A 26310-nucleotide genomic window follows, 5' to 3' on the forward strand; every position below is an offset into this window, starting at 1 on the left:
CCCCCTGTGACCAGCCCCGAGGTGAACCCCGCCGAGGGGAACCCGCGCGGCAAGGCAGCTCTGCTCGGCCCCGTCGAGGTGCGTGCGCTCGCCGCCGAGCTTGGCGTGCGACCCACCAAGCAGCTCGGCCAGAACTTCGTGCACGACGCCAACACGGTGCGCCGCATCGTGACCACGGCCGGTGTCGGCCGCGAGGACATCGTGCTCGAGGTCGGCCCCGGGCTCGGCTCGCTGACGCTGGCCCTGCTCGACGCCGTCGACTCGGTCATCGCCGTCGAGATCGACCCGGTGCTCGCCGCCAGGCTCCCGGACACCGCGTCGAAACGGGCTCCCGAGCTGGCCGACCGGTTGACGGTCGTGGGCGCCGACGCCATGAAGGTGATGCCCGCAGACCTGCCCGCCGCGCCGACCGCGCTGGTCGCGAACCTGCCCTACAACGTCGCCGTGCCGGTGTTGCTGCACCTGTTCTCCGAGTTCCCCAGCCTGCGCACCGCCCTGGTGATGGTGCAGGCGGAGGTCGCGGACCGGCTCGCCGCGGTGCCCGGCAACAAGATCTACGGGGTGCCCAGCGTCAAGGCCCGGTTCTTCGGTGACGTCCGGCGCGCGGGTGCCGTCGGCCGTCAGGTCTTCTGGCCGGTTCCGAAGGTGGAGTCCGGGCTGGTGCGGGTGGACCGCTACGCCGAGCCGCCGTGGCCGATCGACGAGGAGCATCGGCAGCGGGTGTGGGCCGTGGTCAATGCGGCCTTCGCGCAGCGGCGCAAGACACTGCGTGCCGCGCTCGCGACCTGGGCGGGTTCGCCCGTCGAGGCCGAGCGCCGACTGGTGGCGGCGGGGATCGACCCGTCCGCGCGCGGCGAGACGCTCGACGCGGCTGCCTATGTGCGGCTGGCGGGGGTCGGGCCGTCCGACTCGATCGGCTGACACGGCACTTACGTCTTAGCTCCATTGGGAGCATGTTGCGTTTAACGAATCACCAAGGGCAGCAACAGTATGCGGATTTCTACGCCGGACTGTCTTGTTGACTGTACGTTGACGCGAAGCGTGCTCGGCGCCAGTGCGGTTCTACGCCGCCGATGCGTGACCTAATCTTTGCTACTGATTGGAGTCTGTCCATGCCTCGTCCCATGATGCGTCGACTCGCGGCCACCGTTGTCGCCTCGGCAGTGCTGGCCGGTGGCCTCGCCGCCGGAGCGGGCGCTGCCTCCGCCGTCCCGGCCAATTCCCTCCCCGGCGGATCCCTCGCCGACGTCACCGGATCCTCTGACCTTGAGATTCCGAGCCCCTTCGGCGAGATTCTCAACGCGGTCGGTCGTTTCGTGGCGATGGACATTCTCGGGAGTTCTGAGCCCGGACCCAAGCCGGGCATGTAGGCGCTGACGCGCCTGTGCGCGTGTTGCACCCCAACTGAGGTGCAACACGCGCACAAGCGGCGTAGCCGCTGCTACTTGAACCGGCGCAGCCGCAGGCTGTTGCTCACCACGAAGACGCTGGAGAACGCCATCGCGGCACCGGCGAGCATCGGGTTGAGCAGGCCGGCCGCGGCGAGCGGGATCGCCGCCGCGTTGTAGGCGAACGCCCAGAACAGGTTGCCGCGGATGGTGCCGAGTGTCCTGCGGGACAACCGGATCGCGTCGGCGGCCGAGCGCAGGTCGCCGCGGACCAGGGTGATGTCGCTGGCCTCGATCGCCGCGTCGGTGCCGGTGCCCATCGCCAGACCCAGGTCCGCCTGGGCCAGGGCGGCGGCATCGTTGACGCCGTCGCCCACCATCGCGACCACCTTCCCGCGGGCCTGCAGCTCCTTGACCGCGTCGACCTTGTCCGCGGGCATGACCTCCGCCAGCACCGTGTCGATGCCGACCTGATCGGCCACGTTCCTGGCGGCCGCCGCGTTGTCGCCGGTCAGCAGCACCGGTTCGAGGCCGAGTCGCTTGAACTGCGCGATCGCTTCGGCGCTGGTGTCCTTCACCGCGTCGGCGACCACCAGCACGGCCCGCGCCGCGCCGTTCCAGCCGACCGCGATGGCGGTCTTGCCCGCGTTCTCGGCGGCCGCCTTCGCCTCGCTCAACGCCACCGGCAGGTGCAGCGACCAGTCCTCGAGCAGGGACGTCCGGCCCGCGACCACGGCGTGCCCGTCGACGATGCCCTGGACCCCACGGCCCTCGACGTTCTCGAACCCCTCCACCGACGGCAGGGGACCGGTCGTGTCGGCCGCGGCGGCGGTCGCGATCGCCTTGGCGATCGGGTGCTCGGAGGCGTGCTCCAGGGCGCCTGCCAGGCGCAGCGCCTCGGCGCGGTCGGTGCCCTCGGCCACGATCACGTCCTGCAGCGTCATCTTGCCGGTGGTTACCGTGCCGGTCTTGTCCAGCACGATGGTGTCCACCTTGCGGGTGGACTCGAGCACCTCGGGTCCCTTGATCAGGATGCCCATCTGGGCGCCGCGCCCGGTGCCGACGAGCAGGGCCGTCGGGGTGGCGAGCCCGAGCGCGCAAGGGCAGGCGATGATGAGCACCGCGACCGCGGCCGTGAACGCGACCGACAGCGGGTTGCCCGTTCCGATCCAGTAGCCCAGCGCGGCAACGGCAATCGCGATGGCGATCGGCACGAAGACCCCGGCGATGGTGTCGGCCAGGCGCTGCACATGGGCCTTCCCGTTCTGCGCGTCCTCCACCAGGGCGGCCATCTGGGCCAGCTGGGTGTCGGCGCCGACCCTGGTCGCCCGGACGACGAGCCTGCCGCCTGCGTTGACGGTCGCACCGACCACCGCATCGCCCTCGGCCACCTCGATCGGGACGGATTCACCGGTCAGCATCGACATGTCCACCGCTGATCGGCCCTCGACGACCTGGCCGTCGGTGGCGATCTTCTCTCCCGGTCGCACCACGAACAGGTCATCGACCGTGAGTTCCGTTGCCGGAATGCGGGTCTCGACGCCGCTGCGGAGCACCGAGACCTCCTTGGCCCCGAGCTCGAACAGCGCGCGCATGGCGGCCCCGGCCCGCCGCTTGGAACGCTGCTCGAAGTACCGGCCCGCGAGCACGAATGTGATGACGCCCGCGGCGACCTCGAGGTAGATGTTGGCGGCGCCGTCGGTGCGCCCGATGGTGAGCGAGAACGGGTGCGTCATCCCGGGTTCTCCCGCGGTACCGAAGAACAGCGCGTACAGCGACCAGAGGAACGCCGAGCCGGTGCCGATGGTGATCAGGGTGTCCATCGTGGCGGCGGCGTGCTTGAGGTTCGCCCAGGTGGCCTTGTGGAACGGCAGCCCCGCCCACACGATGACCGGTGCGGCCAGCGTGAGTGACAGCCACTGCCAGTTGGTGAACTGCAGCGCCGGGATCATCGCCATGGCGATGACGGGGACGGACAGGATCGCCGAGACGATCAGCCGGGTGCGCAGGGCGGTGAGTGCCCTCGACTGCTCGTCCTCGGGCTCGGCGTCGGCGTCGCCCTCGCGGTCGGTCGAGGGCGGCTGGGGAACGGTGGCCGAGTAGCCCGCCTTCTCGACCTCGGCGATGAGGTCGGCCGAGGTGACCGCGGGGTCGAAGACGACCTTGGCCTTCTCGGTGGCGTAGTTGACGGTGGCGGTCACGCCCTCCATCTTGTTGAGCCGCTTCTCGATCCTGGCCGCGCAGGAGGCGCAGGTCATCCCGCCGATGGCGAGCTCGATGCTGGCGGTGTCGGTGGTCTCGGGAGCGAGGTACTCGGTGGTCATGTCAGTGGCCTTCGTGGGTGGAGACCGTGAATTCCGCTGTGCGGACTACGTTCTCGTGCTGGAAGTCGAGGAACAGGCGGTAGGTGCCGTCGGACGGCGCCTGCGCGTGGAATCTGACGCCCGGTCCGGGCGCGGTGACGCCGTCGCCGGGTTCGCCTTGCGGGTGCACGTGCAGGTAGGCGAGGTCGCCGGTGCGCAGCGCGACCAGGTGCCCGAACGCGCCGAGGTACGGCTGCAGGTCGGTCACCGGTTTGCCGTCGCGGGCCACGGTCAGGGTCAGCTGTCCGCCCGCGGTGCTGAGGTCGCCGGACAGGGTGACCTGGTAGCCGTCCACCTCGGCGACCCGAGTTTCCCGGGGCAGCGGGGCCGGGGCGAAGTCGCCGGCGACGTCGACATTGCGGCCGAGCGTCAGCTGCGGACCGCCGGTCGGCTGGAAGTCAGCGAACACGCGGTAGGTGCCACCCCTCGGCCAACTCCAGTCGAGGGACCAGGTGCCGTCCGTTGCCCGGACCGGGTGGACGTGGCGGAATTCGCTGGTGTCGCTGCGGACCACGATCAGGTGCAGCTGCTTCTCGTGTAGCTCGTCGTACTCGGTGACCGCGGCGCCGGACGGGCCGAGGATCCGGAAGTTCAGTGCGCCGGGGTTGTTGGCTTCGGTGGGTGCGGTGACCTCGGACAGGGTGTAGCCCTGCTCGGAGACCTGAAGGCCCGCGGGGGCGGTGGCGACGGCGGTGCCCGCGTCAGCGTGTCCGCCGTGGGTGGTGGTGTCGTGGGTGTTCGACATGTCGATCGGGCTTCCTGTTGCCGCGCCCAGCCCGAGGGCCGCCGCGAAGATCACGGCGAGCCCTCCGGCGTAGGCGGCGAGTTTGATCGGGGTGTTCATGGCCGTCCCTATGCGGGAGTGGCCGAGTAGCCGGCCTCGTCGACAGCGCCGAGCACGGCCGATTCGTCGAGCGGCGCGGCGCTGGTGATGGTGAGCCGGCCGGTGGGGACGTCGACCGCGATGTCGGTGACCCCGCCGAGCTTGCCGACCTCGGCGCGGACCGAGCCCGCGCAGTGGCCGCAGGTCATGCCGGTGACGGTGTAGTTCGCGATGGTCATGTCGTTCTCCCTCTGTGTGGCTCCATACCGCTGGGGGGTATGGGCTCTTGCATGGATGAAGGTACCCCCAGGGGGTAGGTGTCCGCAAGTCTCATTCGAGTGTTGCGCGTCATACCCCCAGGGGGTATAAACCAACACACGGCATTCGCCGACACAGTCGCCCGGATTATCAGAAGGAGTGAACGAGATGAATCGGACACAGGACCCCGCCCAGACCCGAAAATGGTTGGCGCTGGGGTTGATTGCGCTCGCGCAGTTTGTGGTGATCATGGACACGTCGATCATCGGCGTCGCCCTGCCGGAGATGCGCGAGGATCTCGGCTTCACCCAGGGGAATCTCACCTGGGTGTTCAACGCGTACGTGGTGATGTTCGGGGGGATGCTGCTCCTCGGCGGGCGGCTGTCCGACCTGTACGGCGCGCGCCGGATGTTCGGCCTCGGCTGGCTCGTCCTGCTGGCGGGGTCGGCGGCCGCGGGTCTGGCGGGCAACGTGCCCACCGAACTCATCGGGCGGGCGGTGCAGGGCGTGGGCGCCGCGCTGATCGCGCCCGCCGCGCTCACCCTGCTGATGATGCTGTTCGGGTCCACCCCGCGGGAGCTGACCAGGGCGCTGGCCGTCTACGGCGCCGCGGCACCGGCCGGTGGAACCGCGGGCGTGTTCCTTGGCGGACTGCTCACCGAGTACGCCTCGTGGCCGTGGGTGTTCTTCATCAACATCCCGATCGCGGTGATCGCGCTCGTCGCGGCGCCCGCTCTGCTGCCCGGCGGCCGCGGTGGCGCGACCGGCGGCGTCGACCTGCTCGGTGCGCTCACCGTCACCCTCGGCATCGGGGCGGCGGTCTTCGGTGTCGTCCGCGCCCCCGAGGTCGGCTGGGCCGCCGCGCAGACGTGGGGGACCCTGCTCGCCGCGGCGGCGCTGATCGCGGGGTTCGTGGTGATCCAGTCCCGGCGGCGCGAACCACTGGTCCGGCTCGCGATCTTTCGGACCCCCAACCTGGGCGCCGCCAACCTGGCGCAGTTCCTGCTCGGGGCCGCGTGGATCCCGATGTGGTTCTTCCTGAACCTGTATCTGCAGCAGGTGCTCGGCTACTCGGCGTTCCCCAGCGGCGCCGCCCTCATCCCGATGACGGCGCTGATCATGATCGGCATGATCGTGCTCGCGCCCCGGCTGATCGCGAGGTTCGGGCCGAAGCCGATGGTGGTTTCGGGCCTGATCCTGCTGTCGGTGGGCCTGGCCTGGCTGTCGCTGGTTCGCCCGGACGGCAACTTCTGGGTCGACGTGCTGCCCGCGTCGCTGGTCTCGGCGCTCGGCATGGCACTGGCCTTCATCCCCTCGCTGGGCACTGCGATCTCCAGCGCCCGGCCGGAGGAGGGCGGACTGGCGTCGGGCATCGTCAACACCAGCTATCAGCTCGGCTCCGCGCTGGGTCTGGCCGCCGCGACGGCGGTCGGTGCCGCGCTCGGGGCGAACGAACTCGGGGATCGCGGCGCCCTGACGGACGGGTTCTCGGCGGCGTTCCTGGTCGCGGCGGGCGTGGCCTTGGTCGGCGCCGTTCTGGCCGGTCTGACACTGCGCGGTTCGCGGGCGTCCGCGCCGGATGCCGAGTCGGTGACGGTCTGATGGCGGGGGGAGCGGTCCGGCTGGACGACCCGAGGGTCAGGGCCGTGCTGCGCTGCGCGGCGGGCTGCCTGCTGGCCGCCATGCGGGTCCGGCTGGATCCGCGCTCCCGCGACGGCGAGCGCTGAGCATCGGTGGGTCATGGGACGCCGGCGCTCCGCTGTGGGCGAGTTTCCACGCGGCGCGTCGGCGCCCCGCAGCATCACCGGCGATCTCGGGCCCGTGCTGCGGGGGCCCAACGCGGATCGCGACCGAGGAGTGCGACCAGTTTGTCGAGGACGGGGGCGTCCGGGTCGAGGGGCCGGACCGGGGCGAACAGCGCGCCCGGCCCGCGCATGGCGGGTGAGTCGGGGTAGCCGGCGGCGAACCGCACCGCGGTGGCCACCCGACGATCCGCGGGACGGTAGTCGATGCCGGCCGCCCGGCTCAGGTCCCATCCGTGGGTGAGGACGTCGACGAAGTGGACACCGATGGCGATCGAGCCGGGCACCGTCCCGGAGCCCGCGACGGCGACGCTCCGGCTCAGGACGGCATCGTCGGTCAGGACCGAGTCGAGTTCGCGTGCGGCCGTTTCGAAGTCGGCGCGGGGGTTCGGTGTCCGTGGTGCGTCACCGGTGAGTTCCGCATGCGTGCTGTCGGCGGTGCCGGACAGGTGCGAGCGCATCGCCAGGGTGTTGGCGGTCAGGTGGCAGATCATCGCCCGGACGTCCCACTCGTCGCAGGGTGTCGGGAGATCGAGTTGATGCTCGCCCAGGTCGGCGACGAGGGCTCCCGTCAGTCCGAGTACCTCCCGATAGTGCTCGCGCAGGTCCATCGATACCTCCCTTAATATGTACGAACGATCGTACGGTTATTTGACCATTCGGAGGGCTTGCGAAGCAAGGGGGTTCCGCCCGCCGGGCGGCGAGCAGTGAACCGTCGCGCTCAGCTCCGGCGGTAGCGCTCGCTGAGCATCGCGTGGTGTTCGGCTCGCTGAAGACACTCCTCGCGGAGCTCCGGTGGGTCGAGCACCGTGAAGTCGACGCCGAAGGCGGTGAGCCATCCGGCGATGCCTGCGGCCGACTCGCCGCGCAGCTCGATCACGCAGCGGTCGCCGTCGGCCGACTCGAGCGCACCCCAGTACTCGTCGACCATCGGGGCGATCTGCTCGATCGGGGCGTCCAGCAGTACCCGCGCCGTGACCTGGCTGAGGGCTCGACTGATGCCGCTGGAGACGAACGCGGCGGCGTCGCCGGTCGGCAGCTCGCGCGGGGTGAACCGGGGTCCGCTGGGTGTCTTCGGGGTCATCCGGTCCACCCGGAACGACCGCCAGTCCTCGCGGGTCAGGTCCCAGGCGACCAGGTACCACCGCGCCCCGGCCCGGACCAGTCGGTGCGGTTCGACCTCTCGCCTGCTCTCGGTGCCGTCGTTGGTGCGGTAGTCGAAGCGCAGCCGCTCGTGCACGTGGCAGAGCGAGGCGATCGCGGAGAGCACCTTCGCGTCGACCGCGGACCGGGGCGCACCCTGCGGCACCACGTCGATCCGCAGCGCGTCGAGGCGGTGCCGCAGCCGCGAGGGCATCACCTGTCGCAGCTTGGTGAGCGCGCGCAGCGAGGAATCGCCGAGGCCCTCGACCGATCCGGTGGCGCCGGACTGCAGCCCGAAGGCGACGGCCAGCGCCTCTTCGTCGTCCAGCAGCAACGGCGGCATCTCCGCGCCTGCGCCGAGCTGATACCCGCCCCCGACGCCCACGCTCGCGTGGACCGGATAGCCCAGGTCGCGCAGCTTGTCCACGTCGCGGCGCACCGTTCGCGGCGTCACGTCGAGCCGTTCCGCCAGGTCCGCGCCCGACCACTCCCGCCGCATCTGCAGCAGCGACAGCAGTCGGAGCAGTCTCGCCGAGGTTTCCCGCATGGCTACACCCTGCCAGCCAATGCGGACAGTTGTGGTCCGCATTAGCAGGCTGACGCCAGCTCGAGGGGGACGTTCTCGGGTCGACTCACCGAGGGTGCCCCAGACAACCTCCCCCTCGGTCGAGTGGATCACTAGCGGTGTGCCTGGCGTGGCCGTGTGGTCTGCGTGACTCGTTGCGTATTACGAATCATGTTGTGTCGCAGTGGAATGAATTCGCGACCGCGGGTGCGGAGCGCAGGGTACGGTGACCCCCAATCACGACCGCGTCTGCCGATCCCGTCGGAGTCTCGTCCGGTTCGATCCGTCTCATCGAGTAGCTGTATTTCTCGACCGGGGGCGGGTGGGCTAGGTCGGTCCCGCGTGCAGCCACCACGGCGGGGCCTCATCCGGGGTCCTGCCCCTTTCACACAGGAGGATCTTGATGACACATCATTCCGGGCGCCGAATCATCTCGACAGTCGTCGTTGCTGCTGCCCTGGTAGGGGGTCTGGCGTGCGGTGCTGGAACCGCGGCGGCAGATTCCTCGGACCCGTCGGCGAACCCCGTCTACTCGGGGTCGGAGGCGATATTGGGGACTGCGGACGCGATCGGGTCGTCGGACGTGCTCTTCACGGTTACCAACGAGATCATGAGCCCTCTGAATGTGGGAAGCTCGGCGCTCGGCTCTGTCTGCGCTGCCGCGCGGAACCTCCTGCTGGGCCAGAACTACTGCTTGGCTCGTCCCGGAATGGGCGGTTGGGGCTGACGCCTCGCGAGTGCAGTCACAGCAGTGGGCGCCGCCGGAACGACTTCCGGCGGCGCCCACTGTGCTGTCAGTCGGTCCTTACACGGTGTTCAGAGCCTTGCCCATGCCCCGCTCCACCGCGTCGACCAGGCGCGGACGCAGCTCGGCCGCCGGGACGATCGCGTGCACCGAGCCGACCTCGCGGGCCCGCTCGATGTTGTGGATCGCCTCGAACTCGGCGGCCACCTCGCCCAGCTTGGCCGACCGGACCGCGGAGCGCTCGGCGGCGAGCTCGACACGCAGGCGGGTGCGTTCGGCGTTGTCCTCGGTCTCGGCCAGGCGAGCCTCGAGGTCCCGGACCGCGGGATCCGCCGCGGTGCGGGCGTTGACGTCGCGGGTGAACACCACGGCCGCGGCGGGCGCCCCGCCGAGCACGGAGGCGAAGGAGCCCTCGACCGCGAGCACCTCCATGTTCTCGTTCAGCGCACCGGAGAACACCACGAACGCGCCGCCGTGGTAGCGCGAGACCACCACGAACACGATCGGCCCGTCGAAGTTCACGATGGCACGGCCGATCTCGGCGCCGTACTCGAGCTGCAGGTTCCGCAGCGACTCCGGGGAGCCGTCGAAGCCGGACAGGTTCGCCAGCACCACTACCGGGCGGTTGCCGCTGGCCGCGTTGATCGCGCGGGCCGTCTTCTTCGACGAGCGCGGGAACAGCGTGCCGGAGGTCCACTGGTCGGGGCCGTCGGTCGGGAACCAGCCCTTACGGGCGATGGCGCGCGACTCGATGCCGATCACCGTCACCGCGTTGCCACCGAGGTGGGCGTCGAACACCACGGAGGTGTCGGCGTCGGCCATGTCGGCCCACCGTTCCAGCACCGCGTGGTCCTGATCGACCACGGAGCGCATCACGGTCCGGATGTCGAAGGGCTTCTTGCGGTCCGGGTTCGTCTCCCGCGAGAAGATCTCGCCGACCGTGGTGAACTCGCTCGACGGATGCACGTGCGGGAAGGTGCGGACGTCGCGGTCGATCGGGTCCGTGGAGTCGGCCTTGCGCGGGAAGCGTTCGCCCGCAGCGAGGTACGAGTGCTCGTAGTGCGTGAACAGGACGCCGATGGCCGCCGTCAGGTTCGGCGCCCAGTACTGCGCCTGGCCGTTCGGGCCCATCACCCGGTCGTAGCCGCCGATGCCGAAGTTGTCCTCCGCGGAGACGCCGCCCGAGTAGTCGAGTGACTGCTTGCCGGTCAGCACCATCGCGCTGTCCGGGGTCATCACCAGGATGCCCTTCGTGTGCATCAACATCGTGGCCTCGGCGTTCCAGTAGGGCTGGGCGCCGACGTTGATCCCGGCGACGAGGACGTTGATCTCGCCGCCGTTCTGGGTGAACGTGATGATCCTGCGCAGCCCGCGCGAGACCCAGTCCATGTTCTCGGTGCCGGATTCCATCGAGATGGTGGCGCCGGAGGAGAGGGCGAACCACTCGACGGGCACGCCGAGCCGCTCCGCCATGTCGATGGCCGCGACCACGCGGGAGCACTCGGCCTCGGCCACGGTGCCCAGCGCCTTCGTCGGATCACCGAACAGTGCGACGCGGGTCATGCCTTCGGGGTGCCGCTTGGTGGGCGTGGTCACCAGGCCGACGATGATGCCTGCGGTGTTCCGCCCGTAGGCGCGCTCGACCGGGACCAACGCGCCGGACTCGTCGAGGTCGTACTCGACGAAGGTGCCACCCGCCGACAGGGCCGGGATCAGCTCGTAGGGGTAGACCGTGCCGCGGGCCTTGGAACGCTGCACCTTCTGGGTGTACGCGTCCAACGGCTTGAGCGGCTCGGTCGGCGGCTCGGTGACCGCGACCTGCAGGCCCGCGCCCGAGCGGTACGAGAACCGAACCGCCACCTGTCGCGGCGCCTCTTTGGGGGTCTCCTGCAGGCGGCCGATGATGGTGAGCTGCTCGAGTCCGGCGCCCACGGTCAGCGGTGCGACGTGCTGGGCGATCCGGGCGATCCGGTCGGCCGACACCTCGAACTTCGGCCACACGTAGAGCACAACGCGGTTGTTCTCGATGCGCTTGCTGCCGCGCTCGGCCTGGACCCGGCGGATGCCGTCGAGGCAGGCCACGACGGCCCGCTCGATGGCGGGCGCGGCGGCGATCTCGCCGTCCGCGTCCATCTGCAGCGTCAGGTCCCGCACCTGCGCCATCGCGATCAGCCGCTCGTCGGTCTGGTTCTCCTTGGCGACGAGGCGATACAGGAAGGTGTCGGCAGGGGCGGGCAGGCGGGTGCCGTCGAAGTTCTTGAGCCGCCACATGTTCAGGCGCTGAGCGGTCAGCGGGTGCATGTCGCGGATGATCTTGTCCTCGACCAGCCCCGAATCCGGCTCGGCCGCGGGCCGGAACGTCACGACGCGCTGCACCGTGATGTCGCCGGGGGTCGCCACCGTGACGGTGACACGGCGCCATGACACCGCTCCGCCGTGCTCCTGCAACGCCGTCCGCAGCGACTCGGCGAGGGTGTCGCCATTCGTGGGGGCGTCCGGCCAGGCGAGGTAGAGGTCGATGACCTGGTTGACCGGGGCGGGACCGACCGCCGCGTCGACGACGGCAAGCGCCTCGTCGAGGCGGGCCCGCTCGGCTGCGACCGAGACCAGGTTCAGCTGCTCACCCGCGAGCTCGAAAGTGCCGGTGACGCAGGGCAAGCCGTGACCGTCGAGGGCCTTGACGTCGTGCAGGCCGCGGATCTTGTAGTACTGCCGGGTGACCACCTCCAGCAGGTCGCCGGGCAGCGACAGCGGGTCGGCGAGGAGGCCGACCAGCGGCTCGGGGGTGTCCACCAGCGCGTCGATCCGCTCCGCACGGTCGACCGCTCCCGGACGCTCCGCGAGGTACTGCAGGCTGCCACGCACGCCGTCGTAGACCTGCTCGCGGGCCTTGCGGATCGCAGGCTCGTCGAAGATCCGGAACTGCAGGTTGCGGGCGACGTCGCCGACGACCGGGTAGCGCAGCTGGGTGGCGAGGACGAGGCGGTCGAGGACCTCCGCAAGGGCGGGGTAGTTGTCCGTGCAGACGCGGCCGTCGTGCAGCCACTGCGCGAGCAGGCCGGCGACGATCGGAACCTGGGTCTCCATCCGCTGCTGCGCGACGAAGATCCGGTAGACGGCCTCCTCCAGTTCCTTGGTGCGCTCGAGGTCGTTGACGTCGTAGTGACGCAGCGATCGGGAGAGCTTGGCGCGGAAGGAGTCCGGCATCCCGTGCACGTCCACGTCGAGGGACTGCAGGAAGGAGTGGAAATGCTCGCGCGGGCTGTGCACCCGCTCGACGGTGTCCTCCTCGTCGACGGTCGGCCGGTTGCGGGAGAGCTCGCAGAGGTCGGCGAACGTGGTCAGCAGGTTCAGCTCGGCGGCGACGAGGGTGGTGTCGGACTCGGGGAGCGACTCGCGCAGGGCGAGGTACTCGGCCAGCAGCGCGCGCGAGCGGGCGGCGTCGACGTCGAAGCCGGTGATCATCGCGCTCAGGGCGTCGAGCCGGGCCAGTGCCTCGGTGAGGTCGTCGCGGTCGCGGGTCTCGGGGGCGACGAACTCGACCCGCGGGGCCTGGGTGGTCACCGTCTCCTCGGCGACCTGGTCGACGCGCAGCAGCGGCGCGCCCGCATCCACCTGGGCGTTGACCACGGCGAGCACCTCGCGGACGGTGCCCGCGTAGGGCGCCCGGATCGCGGTCTCCATCTTCATCGCCTCGAGCACCACGAGGGTGTCGCCTGCTTCCACCTCGTCGCCGACGGCGACCGGGAGGGCGACCACCACGGCGGGGGAGGGGGCGCGCACGACGCCCGCCTCGTCCTGGCTGATCTGGTGGCTGATGCCGTCGACCTCGACGAGGTGATGGGCGGGTCCGGTGACGGAGACGATGTGGAACCGGCGGCCGCCGACCACGATCCGGCTCTCGAACTCACTGAGCCGGTCGACGTCGACCTCGACCTCGCCGCTGTCGCCGTCGATCCGGTAGCGGTGCGGACCGATCTGACCGACCACGAACTGGTAGGCCTGGCCCTGGTAGCTGAGTTCGACGGGCCGGCCGACACCGTGCTTGGCGCGCGGCCTGCCGCCGCGGGCGGCGGCGAGGAACGCGCCCCGCTCGTGGGCCTCTTCCGCGTCGTACACGCCGACCGCGGTCGCCAGCAACGCCACGGCGGCGGCGGGCGTCGGGCCGTTCGCGCTGCCTGCGCCGGTGCGGTCGAGCCATCCGGTGTCAGCGCTGGCGGTGATCACCTCTTCGCGGTCCAGCAGGTCCAGCAGGAACGACTTGGTGGTGGTGCCGCCGTCGAGGACGACGGTGGTCTCGCGCAGCGCGGTACGCAGCCGGGCGAGGGCCTCGGACCGATCCCGGCCCCAGGCGATGACCTTGGCGACCATGGAGTCGTAGTCGGGCGGGATGACATCGCCCTGGGCGATGCCGGTGTCCACGCGCAGCCCGGATCCGAGCGGGAACTTGAGCAGGCGCACGGTGCCGGGGGCCGGAGCGAACCCGTTGTCGGCGTCCTCCGCGTTGAGCCGGGCCTCGACGGCGTGGCCGAATTCGGGCGGGCAGTCGCCGACCAGCGGGTCGCCGCCCGCGACCTGGATCTGCAGCTTGACCAGGTCGATGCCGGTGGTGGCCTCGGTGATCGGGTGCTCGACCTGCAGGCGGGTGTTGACCTCGAGGAAGGTGAAGACCTGCTGGGAGGGCTGGTACAGGTACTCGACAGTGGCGGCGCCGCAGTAGCCGGCCGCGCGCACCAGGTCGGCGGAGACGCCGCGCAGGTGGTCGGCCTGCTCCTTGCTCAGCAGCGGAGAGGCCGACTCCTCGATCACCTTCTGGTTCTTGCGCTGGATGGAGCAGTCCCGCACGCCGGGGGCCCAGACGTTGCCGTGCGCGTCGGCGATGACCTGCACCTCGACGTGCCGGGCCTCGGTGACCAGGCGCTCGATGAACACGACCGGGTCGCCGAAGGAACGCTCCGCCTCGCCCTGAGTGCGCTCGAGGGCGAGCTCGAGTTCGTCCTCGGCGAAGACCTTGCGGATGCCACGGCCACCGCCGCCGGAGCGGGCCTTGATGATCAGCGGGTACCCGATGGCCTGTGCGTGCCTGCGGGCGTCCGCGCGGGTCTCGACGGGACCGCCGGACCATGGCGCGACCGGGACGCCGACCTTCTCGGCGAGCAGCTTGGCCTCGACCTTGTCGCCGAGCAGGCGCATGGCGTCGCCCGAGGGGCCGATGAAGGTGATGTTCAGGCGGGCGCAGAGGTCCGCGAATGCCGGGTCCTCGGCGACGAAGCCCCAGCCGACCCAGACGGCGTCGGCCCTTGCCTCGATCAGGGCGCGCTCGAGCTCGGCGTGGTCGAGGTAGGGGGTGGCGGCCGTGGTGGACGGCCGCAGGGTGACACCCTCATCCGCCTGCCGGACGAACATCGCCCGCCGCTCGGCGTCCGTGTGCAGCGCGATCGTCGTGATGCCGTACGGGTGCTCGGCATTGAGCTCGCGCACCGCCCGGATCAGGCGTACCGCCGCCTCACCCCGATTGACCACCGCTACACGTTTGAACATCCTCGCCCACCGTTCTCGAAATGTGTGTGTCGACTGCGCCGCGCCTACGCGACCGTCCGCCGTCCCGAACCCCCGAAGGGGCCGGAGCCGGTGTGCAGTCCGGACCGGTTGGCCTGGGACATGCCCGACCGAGTGCGGTTGGGACCCGAAACCTCGTATGGAAACGAAGTCGAGGCGCGAGCGAATTGATCCGGTCACGCGTAATCCTCGCCCGGCCTGGCGTCCCAAGTCGACCCTGCCGGTACGCAAGCATGCAGTATTTCGTCGACATTGTCATGTCGCGTCGGCCGGGGGCAAAGGATCGACTAATGTCGTTGCAGTGCAGTCTAATTCGATCGCATCCCGACGGGGTTCGGAGAGTGAATCGGTACTACCAACCGGTAATAAGTTTGATACTGGCGAGTAGGTATAACGCGTACTCGTGAGTAGGAATTGATTTACTCACGAGTAGGGTTACCGGCAGGCGAAGTTTTCATATTGAGAAAGATGCTGTTACGCGGAGTATCAATTTCCTGGCGAGAACACTTGATCTTGATATCTGCAGGTGAATGGATTGTGCCTCCGCGTGCCAAATCAAGTTGATCTTGCCGGGGCTCTGGCAGGCCCCGGACCTGGACATTTGCTCAAGTGGATTCGGTTTTCCGAATGATGTAGAACAGGTCTCACGCGCAACTGGCTCGTGATCTTTCTCACAGAATCTCTGCGGGAATGCGACACGGCCGGAGCGCGGAAAGACAGGTCCCCGGGGGACCGGAGCCGCTCACGGTTCCGGGCACGGGATTTCAGGAAAGGCGCGCAATGCTGCTGCCGATGTCACCGACCGACTCGATGTTCCTGCTGGGGGAGTCCCGAGACCATCCGATGCACGTCGGGGGTCTGGCGCTCTTCACGCCGCCGGAGGGTGCAGGGGCGCGGGACGTGCGGGCGATGCTCGACGCAGCCTTTGCCAGGGGTGAGGTCTCGCCGCTGCTGCGCAAGCGGGCGCGGCGATCTGTGACCTCGCTCGGACAGTGGGGCTGGGAGACCGACACCGACATCGACCTCGGCCACCACGTCAGCCACGAGGCGCTCCCGGCGCCCGGCGGGATCACGGAATTGCTCGAACTGGTCTCCCGCCTGCACGGCGGCCTGCTCGACCGCAGCCGCCCGCTCTGGGAGATGCACCTGATCGAGGGCCTCGAGGACGGCCGGTTCGCGGTCTACACGAAGATCCACCACGCACTGGCCGACGGCGTGTCCGCGATGAAACTACTGCGCAGCGCGCTCAGCGAGGATCCGGAGGCGCGCGAGATGCCCGCCCCGTGGGAGCCGCTCGTGCGGGAGCGTCCCGCGCTCGCGCTCGTCCCGGACGTCTCCGACGACGGTTCCGTCGAGCCCGCCCGTGGTGGTCCTCTCGACCTGGCGTCCGCGGTGCTGCGCGTCGCGCGTGGCGCAGTCGGCGAGGCGGTCGGCCTCCTGCCCGCGCTCGCGGGCACGGTCGACCGGGCCAGGCACGACCGCGGCGGGTCACTCTCCTTCGCCGCGCCCAGCAGCATCTTCAACGTGCCGATCGGGGGTGCCCGGCGGTTCGCGGCACAGTCCTGGCCGATCGAGCGGCTGCGGTTGGTCGCGAAATGCGGTGACGCCACGATCAACGACGTGGTGCTGGCGATGTGCGCGGGCGCGCTGCGCGCCTACATGGACGAACTCGACGCGCTCCCGGCCGACCCGCTGATCGCGATGGTGCCGGTCTCGCTGCGACGTGAACCGCATGAGGTCAAGGCGGGCAACGAGATCGGGCTGCTGATGTGCAATCTCGCCACGCACCTCGACGATCCGGCGGCCCGCCTCGACACGGTGCGCACCGCCATGCGCGAGGGGAAGGACTCGATGCGCACCATGAGCACGGCGCAGGTCCTGGCCACCAGCGCGCTCGGCGTCGCCCCGCTGGCGCTGGGCATGTTCGGCCTCGGTGGGCCGGTCCGCCCCGCGAATGTGATGGTCTCCAACGTGCCGGGTCCCGGGACGCCGCTCTACTGGAACGGTGCCCGGCTGAGCGCGCTCTACCCGCTGTCGATCCCGGTCGACGGGCAGGCCCTCAACATCACCTGCACCAGCACCGACGACGAGATCGCGTTCGGACTGACCGGCTGCCGCCGCAGCGTGCCGCCGCTGCAGCCACTACTCGGATATCTCGACGACGAGCTCGCCGCGCTCGAGCGGGCCGTCGGATTGTGACACCGGAGAGGGAGAGGACGATTCAATGCAGCTCACCGCACATGACCAGTCCCTGTTTCGAGATGAGCCCGCGCCACACCGGGTCCGCTCTGCCGTGGCCATCGCGCTGGCCGCATCCGTCCCCTCCGCCGCGCCAGCGCTCCTGGTCACCGGGTCCGCCCTCGCGGGGGTTCTGATCGCCGCATTCACCAGCATCTGCGTCGGCCTGGCCGCCGTGATGATCTGACAGCGGACTCGATCAGCCGATCGGCCCCGCGAGCATCCAACGGTGGCCGAACGGGTCCAGCAGGGTGGCGCCGCGATGGCTGTTCTCGTTCGCCGGTTCGCGTTCGACGGCCGCGCCAGTCGCGCGCGCCCGCTCCAGGGTGGCGTCGGTGTCGGCGACCGGCAGCATCAGGCTCACTCCGGAACGGCCGGGGGCGGGCGCGGTGAAACCGATCTCGGGGAACTCGTCGGCCAGGTACAGCGTGCCGTCGCCGATCGCCAGCTCACAGTGACCGATCCGGCCGTCGGGCATCATCACCGGCTCGCCGTCGACCCGGGCGCCGAAGGCCTCGGCGTACCACTCGATCGCGCGGCGGGCGTCGGGCACGGACAGGTAGGGCAGGGCGGCGGGCCGCGGCACCACGGTCCGCTGCTGGTCGGGGTCGCGGGGGTCGGTCATGACGGCTCCTTGGTGGGTTGGTGGCGTCCACCTCCATGGTCGTCCCCTCGGCGCGGTCATCGGACCGCATTTGTTCCACTACGCTGGTGCCTTGTGCTGTCCGCTGTTCCTCGCCCGGTGATCGTCCGGGCACCGTCGAAGGTCAATCTGCACCTCGGCGTCGGTGACCTGCGCGAAGACGGCTATCACGAGCTCACCTCGGTCTTCCAGGCGCTCTCGCTGCACGACGACGTCGAGGTCCGCGACGCGGACGAGCTCTCGGTCGTGGTGCAGGGCGAGAGCGCGCGGGTGGTGCCGACGGACCACCGCAACCTGGTCTGGCAGGCGGCCGAGCTGCTCGCCGAGCGGGCGGGCAGGGACCCCGCGGTCGCGATCGCGATCGCCAAGGGCATCCCGGTCGCGGGTGGCATGGCAGGCGGCAGCGCCGACGCCGCGGCGACCCTGGTCGCCCTCGACGAGCTCTGGGAGCTCGGCCTCGAGCGCGCCGATCTGGACGAATACGCGGCCCGGCTCGGCAGCGACGTGCCGTTCTCGCTGCGCGGCGGCACCGCGATCGGTACCGGTCGCGGGGAGAAATTGCTGCCGGTGCTGTCCCGCAACACCTTTCACTGGGTCCTCGCGCTCGCCAAGGGTGGGCTGCGGACCCCGGACGTGTTCCGCGAGCTGGACCGGTTGCGCGCCGAGGGCGACCCGCCCCGGCTCGGTGACCCCGACGAGCTGATGCACGCGCTGGCCGTCGGGGATCCCCATCAGCTCGCCCCCCTGCTCGGCAACGACCTGCAGCCCGCGGCGCTGTCCCTCAAGCCGGAGCTGCGCCGCACCCTGCGGGCGGGCACCGCCGCGGGTGCCCTGGCCGGCATCGTCTCGGGCTCGGGGCCCACCTGTGCCTTTCTCTGCGCGGACGCCGACGCGGCCGTGGCGGTCAGCGCGGAACTGGCGGGCGCGGGCGTCTGCCGGACCGTGCGAACAGCCCACGGCCCGGTGCCCGGTGCCCGCGTGATCGACGACAAGACGGAGCACTGATGGCGAATCTGATCAATCTGGAGCAGGTCTCGAAGTCATTCGGGATCAAACCGCTGCTCGACTCGGTGTCGCTCGGCGTCCAGGAGGGCGAGCGGATCGGTGTCGTCGGCCTCAACGGCGGCGGCAAGACCACCATGCTCGAGGTGCTCGCCGGCGTCGAACCGCCGGACTCCGGCCGGGTGAGCCGGGTCGGCGGACTGCGGATGGCGGTGGTCACCCAGCGCGGCGTGCTGCCAGCGGGCTCGAGCGTCGCCGACGTGGTCCTCGCCCCGCTCGGGGTCGACGAACACGAATGGGCGGGCAACGCCCGGATCCGGTCGATCCTGACCGGAATCGGGATCGACGCAGTCGGCCTCGATCGCATGGTCGAGGGGCTGTCCGGTGGCGAACGGCGCCGGGTGGCTCTGGCCGCCGCGCTGGTGCAGGACCTGGACCTGTTGGTGCTCGACGAGCCGACCAACCACCTCGACGTCGAGGGCGTGCAGTGGCTGGCCGAGCACCTCGTCGACCGGCGCAGCGCGCTGGTGGTCGTCACGCACGACCGGTGGTTCCTCGACACCGTCGCCAACCGCACGTGGGAGGTCGTCGGCGGAAAGGTCGAGGCCTACGAGGGCGGCTACAACGACTGGATCTTCGCCCGCGCCGAGCGCTCCCGGCAGGCCGACGCCTCCGAGGAGCGCCGCAGGAACCTGGCCCGCAAGGAACTCGCCTGGCTGCGGCGCGGTGCGCCCGCCCGCACCTCCAAGCCCAAGTACCGGATCGAGGCGGCCGAGGCGCTGATCGCCGACGTGCCCCCGCCCAGGGACAAGGTCGCGCTGGCGTCGTTCGCGAACAGCCGACTCGGCAAGGTGGTCATCGAACTCGAGGACGCCACGATCGCCGCGCCGGACGGCCGGGAACTCGTGAACGATCTGACCTGGCGCTTGGCACCCGGCGAGCGCATCGGCCTGGTCGGCGTCAACGGCTCCGGCAAGACCACGCTGCTGCGCACCCTCGCGGGCGAACTCGAGCCCGCGACGGGCCGACGGAAGCAGGGTCAGACCGTCAAGATCGGTTGGCTCCGCCAGGAACTCGACGACCTGCCGACCGATCTGCGCGTGCTCGAGGCGGTCAAGGATGTCGCCGAGCGGATCGTGTTGGGCGACAAGGAAATATCCGCCGGTCAGCTGGCCGAGCGACTGGGCTTCACGCCGGCCCGTCAGCGCACCCGAGTGGGCGATCTGTCCGGTGGCGAGCGGCGACGGCTCCAGCTGACCCGGGTCCTGATGTCGGAGCCGAACGTGCTGCTGCTCGACGAGCCGACCAACGACCTGGACATCGACACCCTCCAGCAGCTCGAGGACATCCTCGACGGCTGGGCGGGCACGATGGTGGTGATCAGTCACGATCGCTACCTGATCGAGCGGATCTGTGACTCCACCTGGGCGCTGTTCGGTGACGGCAAGCTCACCAACCTGCCCGGCGGCATCGTCGACTACCTGCGCAGGCGTCGGGCCGCGGTCGAGGCCGCCGGTACCACCAGTCAGGCGCTGTCGGGTTCGTCCGCGCCCGCACCGCTGAGGGACGGCGCCGCGGACCGGGCGGCCCGCAAGGAGCTGAGCAAGCTCGAGCGCCAGATCGTCAAGCTCGACGAGCGCGAGACGAAGCTGCACGCGGCGTTGGCGGAGGCCGCGACCGATCCGGCGAAGCTGCAGTCGCTGGACGCGGAGCTCCGGCAGGTCGTGATGGACAAGGACGGCGCCGAGGAGCGCTGGATGGAGCTCGCCGCCGAGCTGGAGTGAACCGGCGCTCACCCATTCCGGTCTCCTTCGCAGGCGAAGAAGACTAGTCTGCGAGCAGGTCAGTATCTGTGCATGAGTCCCGTCATGGAAGGCGTGCATCATGGATCTGGAGGCCGTCGCCGAGATCTGCAGACTCAAATACCGGTACACCCGCGCGCTGGACACCAAGGACTGGGCCACGTTCCGCGACACCCTGTTGCCCGACGCGACGGCGACCTACGGCGAGCATCTCCGGTTCGAGGATCGTGATGCGCTCGTCTCCTTCATGGAGATCACGCTGGCCCCGCACGTGCTGACCGAGCACCTGACCGGGCAGCCCGAGATCGACGTGGACGGTGACAGCGCGTCCGGGGTCTGGGTGCTCTCGGACACGGTGATCATTCCGGAGGACGGGATGATGCTGCGCGGTGCGGCCTACTATCACGATCGGTATGCCAAGGGCGCCGACGGACGATGGCGCATCTCGCACACGGGCTACGAGCGCACCTACGAGGTGGTCATCTCCCTCGCCGACATCCCGAGCTTCCAGGTCACCTCGAGCCGCTGGGCGCTCTCGGTGACCCCGGCCGCCACCCAGGCCTCCGCCTGACGGAGATCGGGCAGAGTCGAATCGTGCTCGGCCCGAGGCGCTCTCGGTCTGCGCGCGTCCTCGCGGTGCGCGAACCCGTGGCCGGGGCCTAGGGTTCGATCGTGCCCGACATCGCGCCCCGGTCCTCGTTCGCCGACACCCGCGCGTGGCTGCGCGCCCTGCCCGCCATGACGGCCGCGGCGGCGCCCGCCGACGTCCTGGACCCGACTCACACCCCGTCGCCGCTGTTCCTGCGCTGGCTGGAGGATGCGGTCGCGGCAGGCGTGCCGGAACCCCAGGCGGCCGTGCTGTCCACGACGGAGGACGGCGGCCGGGTCGACGCCCGGGTGCTCACCCTCAAAGACGTCGACGAGCGGGGCTGGTGGTTCTCGGGCTCGGTGGACTCCCCGAAGGGGCGTCAGCTGGCGGCGAACCCCTCGGCGGCGCTGACCTTCTACTGGGCCGGGGTGGGCAGGCAGGTCCGGGTCCGCGGCCACGCCGAGCCGGGGGAGGCGCGGGTGAGCGCGCGGGACTATCTCGAACGGTCGGTGACCGCCCGCGCGGTGGCCGCCGCCAGCCGACAGAGCGAGGTCCTGGCCGATCCCGGTCGAGTACGACCGCGCGGTCGCCGAGGCGGTCTCCCGGATCGAGGCCGACCCGGGCCTCGTCGCGCCGGCCTGGCAGGCTTGGTGCCTGGTCCCGGACAGCGTCGAGTTCTGGCTCGCCGACCCGGGGCGCAGACACCAACGGTTGCGGTACGGGCGGCCCGAGCCGTCCGCGAGTTGGTCGACCACTGGGTGGATTACCGACGTCCTGTGGCCGTGACCAGAACATCTGAACGGGAGTGTGCATGAGCTTCATCCGGACCAACGTCGCAGGCGGCGTCGGCGAGATCGTGCTGGACCGACCGAAGGCGCTCAACGCCCTCGATCCGAGCATGATCCGCGATCTGTACGAGCCGCTGCTGCGCTGGCGCGACGACCCCGCGGTCGAGACGGTCCTGGTGACCAGCGGTTCCGAGCGGGCGTTCTGCGCGGGCGGCGACATCAAGGCCGTGCGCGAGGCGGTGCTGCGCGGCGACCGCGAGTTCGTGCACGGGTTCTTCGCCGACGAGTACCGGCTCAACCTGCTGATCGGCGAGTACCCGAAGCCCTACATCTCGCTGATCGACGGCGCCGCGATGGGCGGCGGGCTCGGCATCTCGGTGCACGGCTCGGTCCTGGTGGTGACCGAGCGGGCGGTGCTGGCCATGCCGGAGACCGCGATCGGGTTCTTCCCGGACGTGGGCGCGAGCCACTTCCTGCCGCGGCTGACCGGCGCGGCAGGCATGTACCTCGGGCTCACCGGCGCCAGGGCCTCGGCGGGCGACGCGGTCGCGTTCGGACTGGCGACGCATTTCGTGCCGAGCGAGCGGTTGGCGGAGTTGGCCGACGCGATCCGCGGTGGCTCGGCCGCCGAGGCGCTCGAGAAGTTCGGCGAGCAGGCCCCCGAGGCGCCGCTGGCCGCGCGGCAAGCGGAGATCGACGAGGTGTTCGCGCAGGGCACCCCCGCGGACATGCTGGCCCGGCTGACCGGGGACGACGAGTGGACGACGCAGGCGCGGACCGCGCTGACCGCGGTGTCGCCGACCGCCGCCTTCGTCACCGCGGAGCTGATCCGGCGCGGCGCGGACGACGAGCTGTCGCGGTGCCTCGATCGTGAGCTGGCGCTGACCGCCGCGGTGACCACCGGGCCCGACTTCGCCGAGGGCGTGCGCGCGGTGCTGGTCGACAAGGACCGCAACCCGTCCTGGTCGCCGTCGAGCCTCGCCGAGGTGGACCGGGACGCGATCGCCGCCCTGTTCGCCTAGCCCCGTCCGCCCCGCCGAGTGTGCAGCTACTGTCGCCCCTTCCCGGGCGATGCCCCGGTAGCTGCACACTCGGCCGGGTTCGGGGGCGCGCGGATAGCATCGAATCCGCCATCCCTACCGGAGGAGCCAGCAATCGTGATCACCGAGATCCTCGCCCGCGCGGCGCTGAGCCCGATCCCGTCCGCCCGGGCGATCGCCGCGAAGTTCCTGCCGATCCGCGAGCACCGGATCGAGGGCAAGCGGATCCTGCTGACCGGGGCCTCGTCCGGGGTCGGGGAGGCGGCCGCGCGGCGACTCGCCGCCGAGGGCGCCGAGCTGATCCTCGTCGCGCGGGGCGCGGAGGCGCTCGAGGCCGTGCGCGACGAGATCGTGGGCGGGGGCGGGACCGCGCACGCCGTGCCATGCGACCTCACCGATCCGGATGATGTGGACCGGCTGCGGATCCTCGTCCGCGACGAACTCGGTCCCGTCGACGTGCTCGTCAACAACGCGGGCCGGTCGATCCGCCGCCCGGTCGAGGATTCGCTCGACCGGTTCCACGACTTCGAACGCACGATGGCCCTGAACTACTTCGGCCCGGTACGGCTCACCCTCGCGCTGTTGCCGGAGATGCTCGAGCGACGGCAGGGGCACGTGGTCAACGTGGCCACCTGGGGCGTGCCGGGCGGCGTCATGCCCAAGTTCGCGGCCTACCACGCGTCGAAGTCCGCGGTCAGCGCGTTCGGGCGCGACCTCGGCGCCGAGCTCGACGGACGCGGGGTGTCCGTGACGACCGTGCACTTCCCGCTGATCCGCACCCCGATGATCGCGCCGACCAAGGACTACGACGCGATGCCGGCGCTGACCCCCGAGGACGCGGCGTCCTGGCTGGTCACCGCGATCCGGACCCGGCCGGTCGAACTGCTCCCGACCTACGCGGAGCTGCTGCGGTTCCTCGACAACTTCGCCCCGACGGTCACCGACGCCCTCGTGCGGCGCGCCGGGATCTGACCGCTGCCGGTCGAGTGTGCAGCTACCGGGGCATCGCCCGAGTGGCGGCGGCGGTAGGTGCACACTCGGCGGGGCGCTGGGGGAGCCGCAGGACAAGCCGGACGCCGCCGAGCGGGCTGTCCACCAATTCCACGGTGCCGCCGTGCAGTTCGGCCTGCTGAGCGACCAGCGCGAGGCCAAGCCCGGACCCGGCGGAGTCGGAGCCGGTGCCGCGGACGAAGCGCGCGAACACCGACGCCCGCTCGGCCTCCGGCACGCCACTCCCGTCGTCGTCGACGGTGATGACGGCGGCGCCGTCGGCGTCGGCACGGACGGTGACGAGCACCCGCCCGGCCCCGCCGTGCCGGACCGAGTTGGTGATGGCGTTGTCGAGCACCAGTCGTAGCCCGGTCGGAATGCCGCGCACGACAACGGGTTCGGGGGCGGAGACGGAGATATCCAGGTCGGGATGGATGCGCTCGGCTGCCTGCACACAGCGGTCGACCAGCTCGGCCAGGTCCAGCTGCTCGTGGTCCGCGACGTCGGAGAGCTCGCCGACCGCGAGCCGCTCGAGGTCGGTCAGGGTCGTCTCGACCTGACGCTGCGTGCCGAGCAGGTCACGCAGGATCTCCTCGCGCTGCTCGCCGGTGAGCCGCATCGTCGAGAGCACCTCGAGGTCGGTCCGCATCGAGGTCAGCGGGGTGCGCAGCTCGTGCGCGGACACCGCGGCGAAGTCGCGTGCCGAACCGAGAGCTTCCTCGGTCCGCTTCTGGGCCGCGGCGATCCGGTCGAGCATGTGCCCGATCGCCTCCGACAGGTCCTCGGCCTCCCTGGCCCCGCGCACGCTCGGGCGAGCAGCCCCGGGATCGTCGCCGATGTCGTGGGTGGCATCGGCCAGCAGCCGCAGCGGGCGGACGGCCCGCCCGGCCAGCAGCCAGCCCAGCCCGCCCGCCGCCGCGATCGCCACCACGGCCGCGATCGCGACCGCCACCTGCTGCTGCCGGATGGCCTGGGTCAACGGGTCCTCCGGGACGGTCAACGCCAGGAAGGCGCCCGGTTCTCCGGGGACCGCGACGTCGCGAACCCGGACCGCGGTACCGGCCATCAACTCCGTTCTGGTCGCGTCCTCGGCCACGGCGGCCTCCGCGGACCCACCGGATACGACGGCGGGTAACGGGAGAGCCGGTGCCATGTCGACTGTGTCGGCGGCGGTTGTGTCGGCCGGCATCGCCAATGTCACCGAGTCGAGCGTCCGGTCGATCTGCTCGGAGCCGTTCACCCGCAGGAACACCGCGATGGCCGCGCCGATGGCGACGATGACGACGGCCGCGGACAGCGCCGACACGATGGCGACCCGCGTTCGCAGCGACAGCGACCGCCTCACGGTTGCGCCCGCAGGACGAAGCCGACGCCGCGGACCGTGTGCAGGACTCGTGGCATCGAGTTCGCCTCCAGTTTCTTGCGTAGATAGGTGACGAAGACGTCGACCACGTTGGTGTCGGCGTCGAAGTCGTAGCCCCACACCAGGCGCAGCAGCTGGGGGCGGCTGAGCACGACGCCCGCGTTCTCCGCCAGCGCGCCGAGCAGGTCGAATTCGCGCTTGGTCAGGTCGAGTCTGCGGCCCGCGACGTGGGCGCGCCGCCCCGGCAGGTCCACCTCCAGGGCCCCGACCGTGACGGTCCCGGCGGGCGTCGCGGCCAGGGGCGCCCGCCGCAGCAGCGCCCGCAGCCGGGCCACCAGTTCGCCGAGCTCGAACGGCTTGGTCAGGTAGTCGTCCGCGCCGGCCTCCAGACCCGCGATTCGGTCACCGACGGAGCTGCGCGCACTGAGCACGCAGATCGGCACCTCGTTGCCCATCGCCCGCAGCGCGGTGACCACGCCAACGCCGTCGAGGCCCGGCATGTTCACATCGAGGACGATCGCGGCGGGGCATTCGTCGGACACGGCCCGCAGGGCGGAGGCGCCGTCCGTCGCGGTCTCGGTGTGAAAACCGGACAGACGGAGCCCCCGTTCCAGCGAGGCCAGGACCTTGGGGTCGTCGTCGACGACGAGGATGCGGGCGGTATCGGTCACCGCATCCATGGTGCCAGGGCCGCGAGGGTGTCCTAGCAGGCGCGAGCCACGGTCACGGCGCCTGCCGGGGCGTTCTCGTCCATCTGGATGGTCAGCACCTGCGCCAACTCCGCGGGCAGATCTGCCGGACCGGGGATGCGAATGACGGTGGGGGCCGCCTTCCCCTCGGCTTCGGCCGGGATCGGCACCTGGATCTCGGCCGGTGCGGCCTCGCCGGCCGGGGTGGCCGGGACGGTCATGACCGCGGGCTCCGCGGTGCCGTCCTCGATCATCTTCTGCAGCGTCTCCGGGCTGAGTTCGACGGCCATCGCCGCGCAGGTCGCCTCGTCCAGGGGTACGCCGGCCACTGCAGGTCCCGACTCCCCGACGGCGACCGCCGCGCCCTGCGGGATGGCGTCGTTCGCCCACGCCACGCCGGGCACCGTGATCGCGGCGGCGACCGCAAGCCCGGCGGCCGCGATCCCGGCGCGCTTGCGGACGACGACGGTGTTGAGGGACTTACGCATTGGGGTCTCCTTCGGTCTTGTCGGAGCCGGAA

21 protein-coding genes and 1 pseudogene are annotated in these 26310 nt (G+C 70.7%); 12 read left to right on the forward strand and 10 right to left on the reverse strand.

The window, feature by feature from the left end:
• Positions 1-6 precede the first annotated feature (6 nt).
• The gene (gene rsmA / locus ABIC28_RS11155) at positions 7-921 is read left to right on the forward strand and encodes a 16S rRNA (adenine(1518)-N(6)/adenine(1519)-N(6))-dimethyltransferase RsmA (RefSeq protein ID WP_179800583.1); all 915 of its coding nucleotides are present in this window, start codon (positions 7-9) and stop codon (positions 919-921) included.
• Positions 922-1112: 191 nt separating this feature from the next.
• Entirely contained in the window at positions 1113-1370 is a 258-nt protein-coding gene (locus ABIC28_RS11160; RefSeq protein WP_143548466.1) for a hypothetical protein, read from the forward strand.
• A 71-nt stretch (positions 1371-1441) separates the two neighbouring features.
• Here the strand turns inward: ABIC28_RS11160 and ABIC28_RS11165 are convergent, their stop codons facing one another.
• Genes ABIC28_RS11165 through ABIC28_RS11175 form a run of 3 tightly spaced genes read right to left on the reverse strand, consistent with a single transcriptional unit; the run spans position 1442 to position 4813 of the window.
• Positions 1442-3712 (reverse strand): heavy metal translocating P-type ATPase, encoded by a 2271-nt coding sequence (locus ABIC28_RS11165; RefSeq protein ID WP_354578900.1) that lies wholly within the window; start codon positions 3710-3712, stop codon positions 1442-1444.
• A gap of 1 nt (position 3713) precedes the next feature.
• Positions 3714-4595 carry a DUF8832 domain-containing protein gene (locus ABIC28_RS11170; RefSeq protein ID WP_354578902.1) on the reverse strand — a complete coding sequence of 294 codons (882 nt, stop codon included), beginning with the start codon at positions 4593-4595 and terminating at the stop codon, positions 3714-3716.
• Between the two features lie 8 nt (positions 4596-4603).
• Complete coding sequence (locus tag ABIC28_RS11175) at positions 4604-4813, reverse strand: heavy-metal-associated domain-containing protein (RefSeq protein WP_077042609.1); 210 nt, start codon at positions 4811-4813, stop codon at positions 4604-4606.
• A 187-nt stretch (positions 4814-5000) separates the two neighbouring features.
• Between ABIC28_RS11175 and ABIC28_RS11180 the strand changes: the two genes are divergently transcribed.
• Together ABIC28_RS11180 and ABIC28_RS11185 are read left to right on the forward strand one after the other, a co-directional pair.
• The gene (locus tag ABIC28_RS11180; RefSeq protein ID WP_354578904.1) at positions 5001-6434 is read left to right on the forward strand and encodes an MFS transporter; all 1434 of its coding nucleotides are present in this window, start codon (positions 5001-5003) and stop codon (positions 6432-6434) included.
• Positions 6434-6559, forward strand: coding sequence for a hypothetical protein (locus tag ABIC28_RS11185; RefSeq protein ID WP_257017510.1), 126 nt, complete (start codon positions 6434-6436; stop codon positions 6557-6559). The genes ABIC28_RS11180 and ABIC28_RS11185 overlap by 1 nt, the downstream gene beginning before the upstream one ends.
• 74 nt (positions 6560-6633) lie before the next feature.
• Here ABIC28_RS11185 and ABIC28_RS11190 read toward each other — a convergent pair whose 3' ends face one another.
• From ABIC28_RS11190 to ABIC28_RS11200, 3 genes are all read right to left on the reverse strand, one after another.
• A complete protein-coding gene (locus tag ABIC28_RS11190) occupies positions 6634-7245 on the reverse strand; it encodes a TIGR03086 family metal-binding protein (protein WP_097212278.1) in 612 nt (203 codons plus the stop codon).
• Positions 7246-7355: 110 nt separating this feature from the next.
• Positions 7356-8324: a helix-turn-helix transcriptional regulator gene (locus ABIC28_RS11195; protein WP_354578907.1), complete on the reverse strand. Its 969-nt coding sequence runs from the start codon at positions 8322-8324 to the stop codon at positions 7356-7358.
• A gap of 823 nt (positions 8325-9147) precedes the next feature.
• Positions 9148-14628, reverse strand: coding sequence for an ATP-binding protein (locus ABIC28_RS11200; protein ID WP_354578909.1), 5481 nt, complete (start codon positions 14626-14628; stop codon positions 9148-9150).
• Positions 14629-15426: 798 nt separating this feature from the next.
• Here ABIC28_RS11200 and ABIC28_RS11205 point away from each other — a divergent pair.
• Positions 15427-16845, forward strand: coding sequence for a WS/DGAT/MGAT family O-acyltransferase (locus tag ABIC28_RS11205; protein WP_097212282.1), 1419 nt, complete (start codon positions 15427-15429; stop codon positions 16843-16845).
• 25 nt (positions 16846-16870) lie between these two features.
• The gene (locus ABIC28_RS11210) at positions 16871-17071 is read left to right on the forward strand and encodes a hypothetical protein (RefSeq protein ID WP_143548467.1); all 201 of its coding nucleotides are present in this window, start codon (positions 16871-16873) and stop codon (positions 17069-17071) included.
• A gap of 12 nt (positions 17072-17083) precedes the next feature.
• Here ABIC28_RS11210 and ABIC28_RS11215 read toward each other — a convergent pair whose 3' ends face one another.
• The gene (locus tag ABIC28_RS11215) at positions 17084-17509 is read right to left on the reverse strand and encodes a VOC family protein (RefSeq protein ID WP_373560261.1); all 426 of its coding nucleotides are present in this window, start codon (positions 17507-17509) and stop codon (positions 17084-17086) included.
• A 93-nt stretch (positions 17510-17602) separates the two neighbouring features.
• Here ABIC28_RS11215 and ABIC28_RS11220 point away from each other — a divergent pair, with 93 nt between their 5' ends.
• The 6 genes and pseudogenes from ABIC28_RS11220 to ABIC28_RS11250 all read left to right on the forward strand — a co-directional run bounded on the left by ABIC28_RS11220 (position 17603) and on the right by ABIC28_RS11250 (position 23720).
• Entirely contained in the window at positions 17603-18532 is a 930-nt protein-coding gene (locus tag ABIC28_RS11220) for a 4-(cytidine 5'-diphospho)-2-C-methyl-D-erythritol kinase (protein ID WP_097212284.1), read from the forward strand.
• Entirely contained in the window at positions 18532-20313 is a 1782-nt protein-coding gene (locus ABIC28_RS11225; protein ID WP_354578912.1) for an ABC-F family ATP-binding cassette domain-containing protein, read from the forward strand. The genes ABIC28_RS11220 and ABIC28_RS11225 overlap by 1 nt, the downstream gene beginning before the upstream one ends.
• Positions 20314-20413: 100 nt before the next feature.
• On the forward strand, positions 20414-20902 hold the full coding sequence (locus ABIC28_RS11230; RefSeq protein WP_097212286.1) for a nuclear transport factor 2 family protein: 489 nt from the start codon (positions 20414-20416) through the stop codon (positions 20900-20902).
• Positions 20903-21003: 101 nt separating this feature from the next.
• Positions 21004-21706: pseudogene (locus ABIC28_RS27240) on the forward strand (pyridoxine/pyridoxamine 5'-phosphate oxidase).
• A gap of 19 nt (positions 21707-21725) precedes the next feature.
• Positions 21726-22730 (forward strand): enoyl-CoA hydratase/isomerase family protein, encoded by a 1005-nt coding sequence (locus tag ABIC28_RS11245; protein ID WP_097212287.1) that lies wholly within the window; start codon positions 21726-21728, stop codon positions 22728-22730.
• A 132-nt stretch (positions 22731-22862) separates the two neighbouring features.
• Entirely contained in the window at positions 22863-23720 is an 858-nt protein-coding gene (locus tag ABIC28_RS11250; RefSeq protein WP_374102919.1) for an SDR family oxidoreductase, read from the forward strand.
• A gap of 22 nt (positions 23721-23742) precedes the next feature.
• On the opposite strand, the gene ABIC28_RS11255 is transcribed toward ABIC28_RS11250, so the two are convergent.
• From ABIC28_RS11255 to ABIC28_RS11265, 3 genes are read right to left on the reverse strand one after another with little or no spacing between them, the layout of a single operon-like run.
• Positions 23743-25083 carry a HAMP domain-containing sensor histidine kinase gene (locus ABIC28_RS11255; RefSeq protein ID WP_209927316.1) on the reverse strand — a complete coding sequence of 447 codons (1341 nt, stop codon included), beginning with the start codon at positions 25081-25083 and terminating at the stop codon, positions 23743-23745.
• Positions 25080-25781 carry a response regulator transcription factor gene (locus tag ABIC28_RS11260; RefSeq protein ID WP_097212290.1) on the reverse strand — a complete coding sequence of 234 codons (702 nt, stop codon included), beginning with the start codon at positions 25779-25781 and terminating at the stop codon, positions 25080-25082. The genes ABIC28_RS11255 and ABIC28_RS11260 overlap by 4 nt, the downstream gene beginning before the upstream one ends.
• A gap of 23 nt (positions 25782-25804) precedes the next feature.
• Complete coding sequence (locus ABIC28_RS11265) at positions 25805-26278, reverse strand: hypothetical protein (protein WP_354578916.1); 474 nt, start codon at positions 26276-26278, stop codon at positions 25805-25807.
• Positions 26279-26310 lie beyond the last annotated feature (32 nt).

The sequence above is a fragment of the Rhodococcus sp. PvR044 genome, from assembly GCF_040548995.1.
GTDB lineage: Bacteria > Actinomycetota > Actinomycetes > Mycobacteriales > Mycobacteriaceae > Rhodococcus_G > Rhodococcus_G oryzae.

What these genes read in the sequence shown, in the direction of transcription:
- ABIC28_RS11160 (WP_143548466.1), top strand. Translation starts at nt 1,113, where the DNA reads ATGCCTCGTCCCATGATGCGTCGACTCGCGGCCACCGTTGTCGCCTCG.
- ABIC28_RS11165 (WP_354578900.1), bottom strand. Translation starts at nt 3,712, where the DNA reads ATGACCACCGAGTACCTCGCTCCCGAGACCACCGACACCGCCAGCATC.
- ABIC28_RS11170 (WP_354578902.1), bottom strand. Translation starts at nt 4,595, where the DNA reads ATGAACACCCCGATCAAACTCGCCGCCTACGCCGGAGGGCTCGCCGTG.
- ABIC28_RS11175 (WP_077042609.1), bottom strand. Translation starts at nt 4,813, where the DNA reads ATGACCATCGCGAACTACACCGTCACCGGCATGACCTGCGGCCACTGC.
- ABIC28_RS11180 (WP_354578904.1), top strand. Translation starts at nt 5,001, where the DNA reads ATGAATCGGACACAGGACCCCGCCCAGACCCGAAAATGGTTGGCGCTG.
- ABIC28_RS11185 (WP_257017510.1), top strand. Translation starts at nt 6,434, where the DNA reads ATGGCGGGGGGAGCGGTCCGGCTGGACGACCCGAGGGTCAGGGCCGTG.
- ABIC28_RS11190 (WP_097212278.1), bottom strand. Translation starts at nt 7,245, where the DNA reads ATGGACCTGCGCGAGCACTATCGGGAGGTACTCGGACTGACGGGAGCC.
- ABIC28_RS11195 (WP_354578907.1), bottom strand. Translation starts at nt 8,324, where the DNA reads ATGCGGGAAACCTCGGCGAGACTGCTCCGACTGCTGTCGCTGCTGCAG.
- ABIC28_RS11200 (WP_354578909.1), bottom strand. Translation starts at nt 14,628, where the DNA reads ATGTTCAAACGTGTAGCGGTGGTCAATCGGGGTGAGGCGGCGGTACGC.
- ABIC28_RS11205 (WP_097212282.1), top strand. Translation starts at nt 15,427, where the DNA reads ATGCTGCTGCCGATGTCACCGACCGACTCGATGTTCCTGCTGGGGGAG.
- ABIC28_RS11210 (WP_143548467.1), top strand. Translation starts at nt 16,871, where the DNA reads ATGCAGCTCACCGCACATGACCAGTCCCTGTTTCGAGATGAGCCCGCG.
- ABIC28_RS11215 (WP_373560261.1), bottom strand. Translation starts at nt 17,509, where the DNA reads ATGACCGACCCCCGCGACCCCGACCAGCAGCGGACCGTGGTGCCGCGG.
- ABIC28_RS11225 (WP_354578912.1), top strand. Translation starts at nt 18,532, where the DNA reads ATGGCGAATCTGATCAATCTGGAGCAGGTCTCGAAGTCATTCGGGATC.
- ABIC28_RS11230 (WP_097212286.1), top strand. Translation starts at nt 20,414, where the DNA reads ATGGATCTGGAGGCCGTCGCCGAGATCTGCAGACTCAAATACCGGTAC.
- ABIC28_RS11260 (WP_097212290.1), bottom strand. Translation starts at nt 25,781, where the DNA reads ATGGATGCGGTGACCGATACCGCCCGCATCCTCGTCGTCGACGACGAC.
- ABIC28_RS11265 (WP_354578916.1), bottom strand. Translation starts at nt 26,278, where the DNA reads ATGCGTAAGTCCCTCAACACCGTCGTCGTCCGCAAGCGCGCCGGGATC.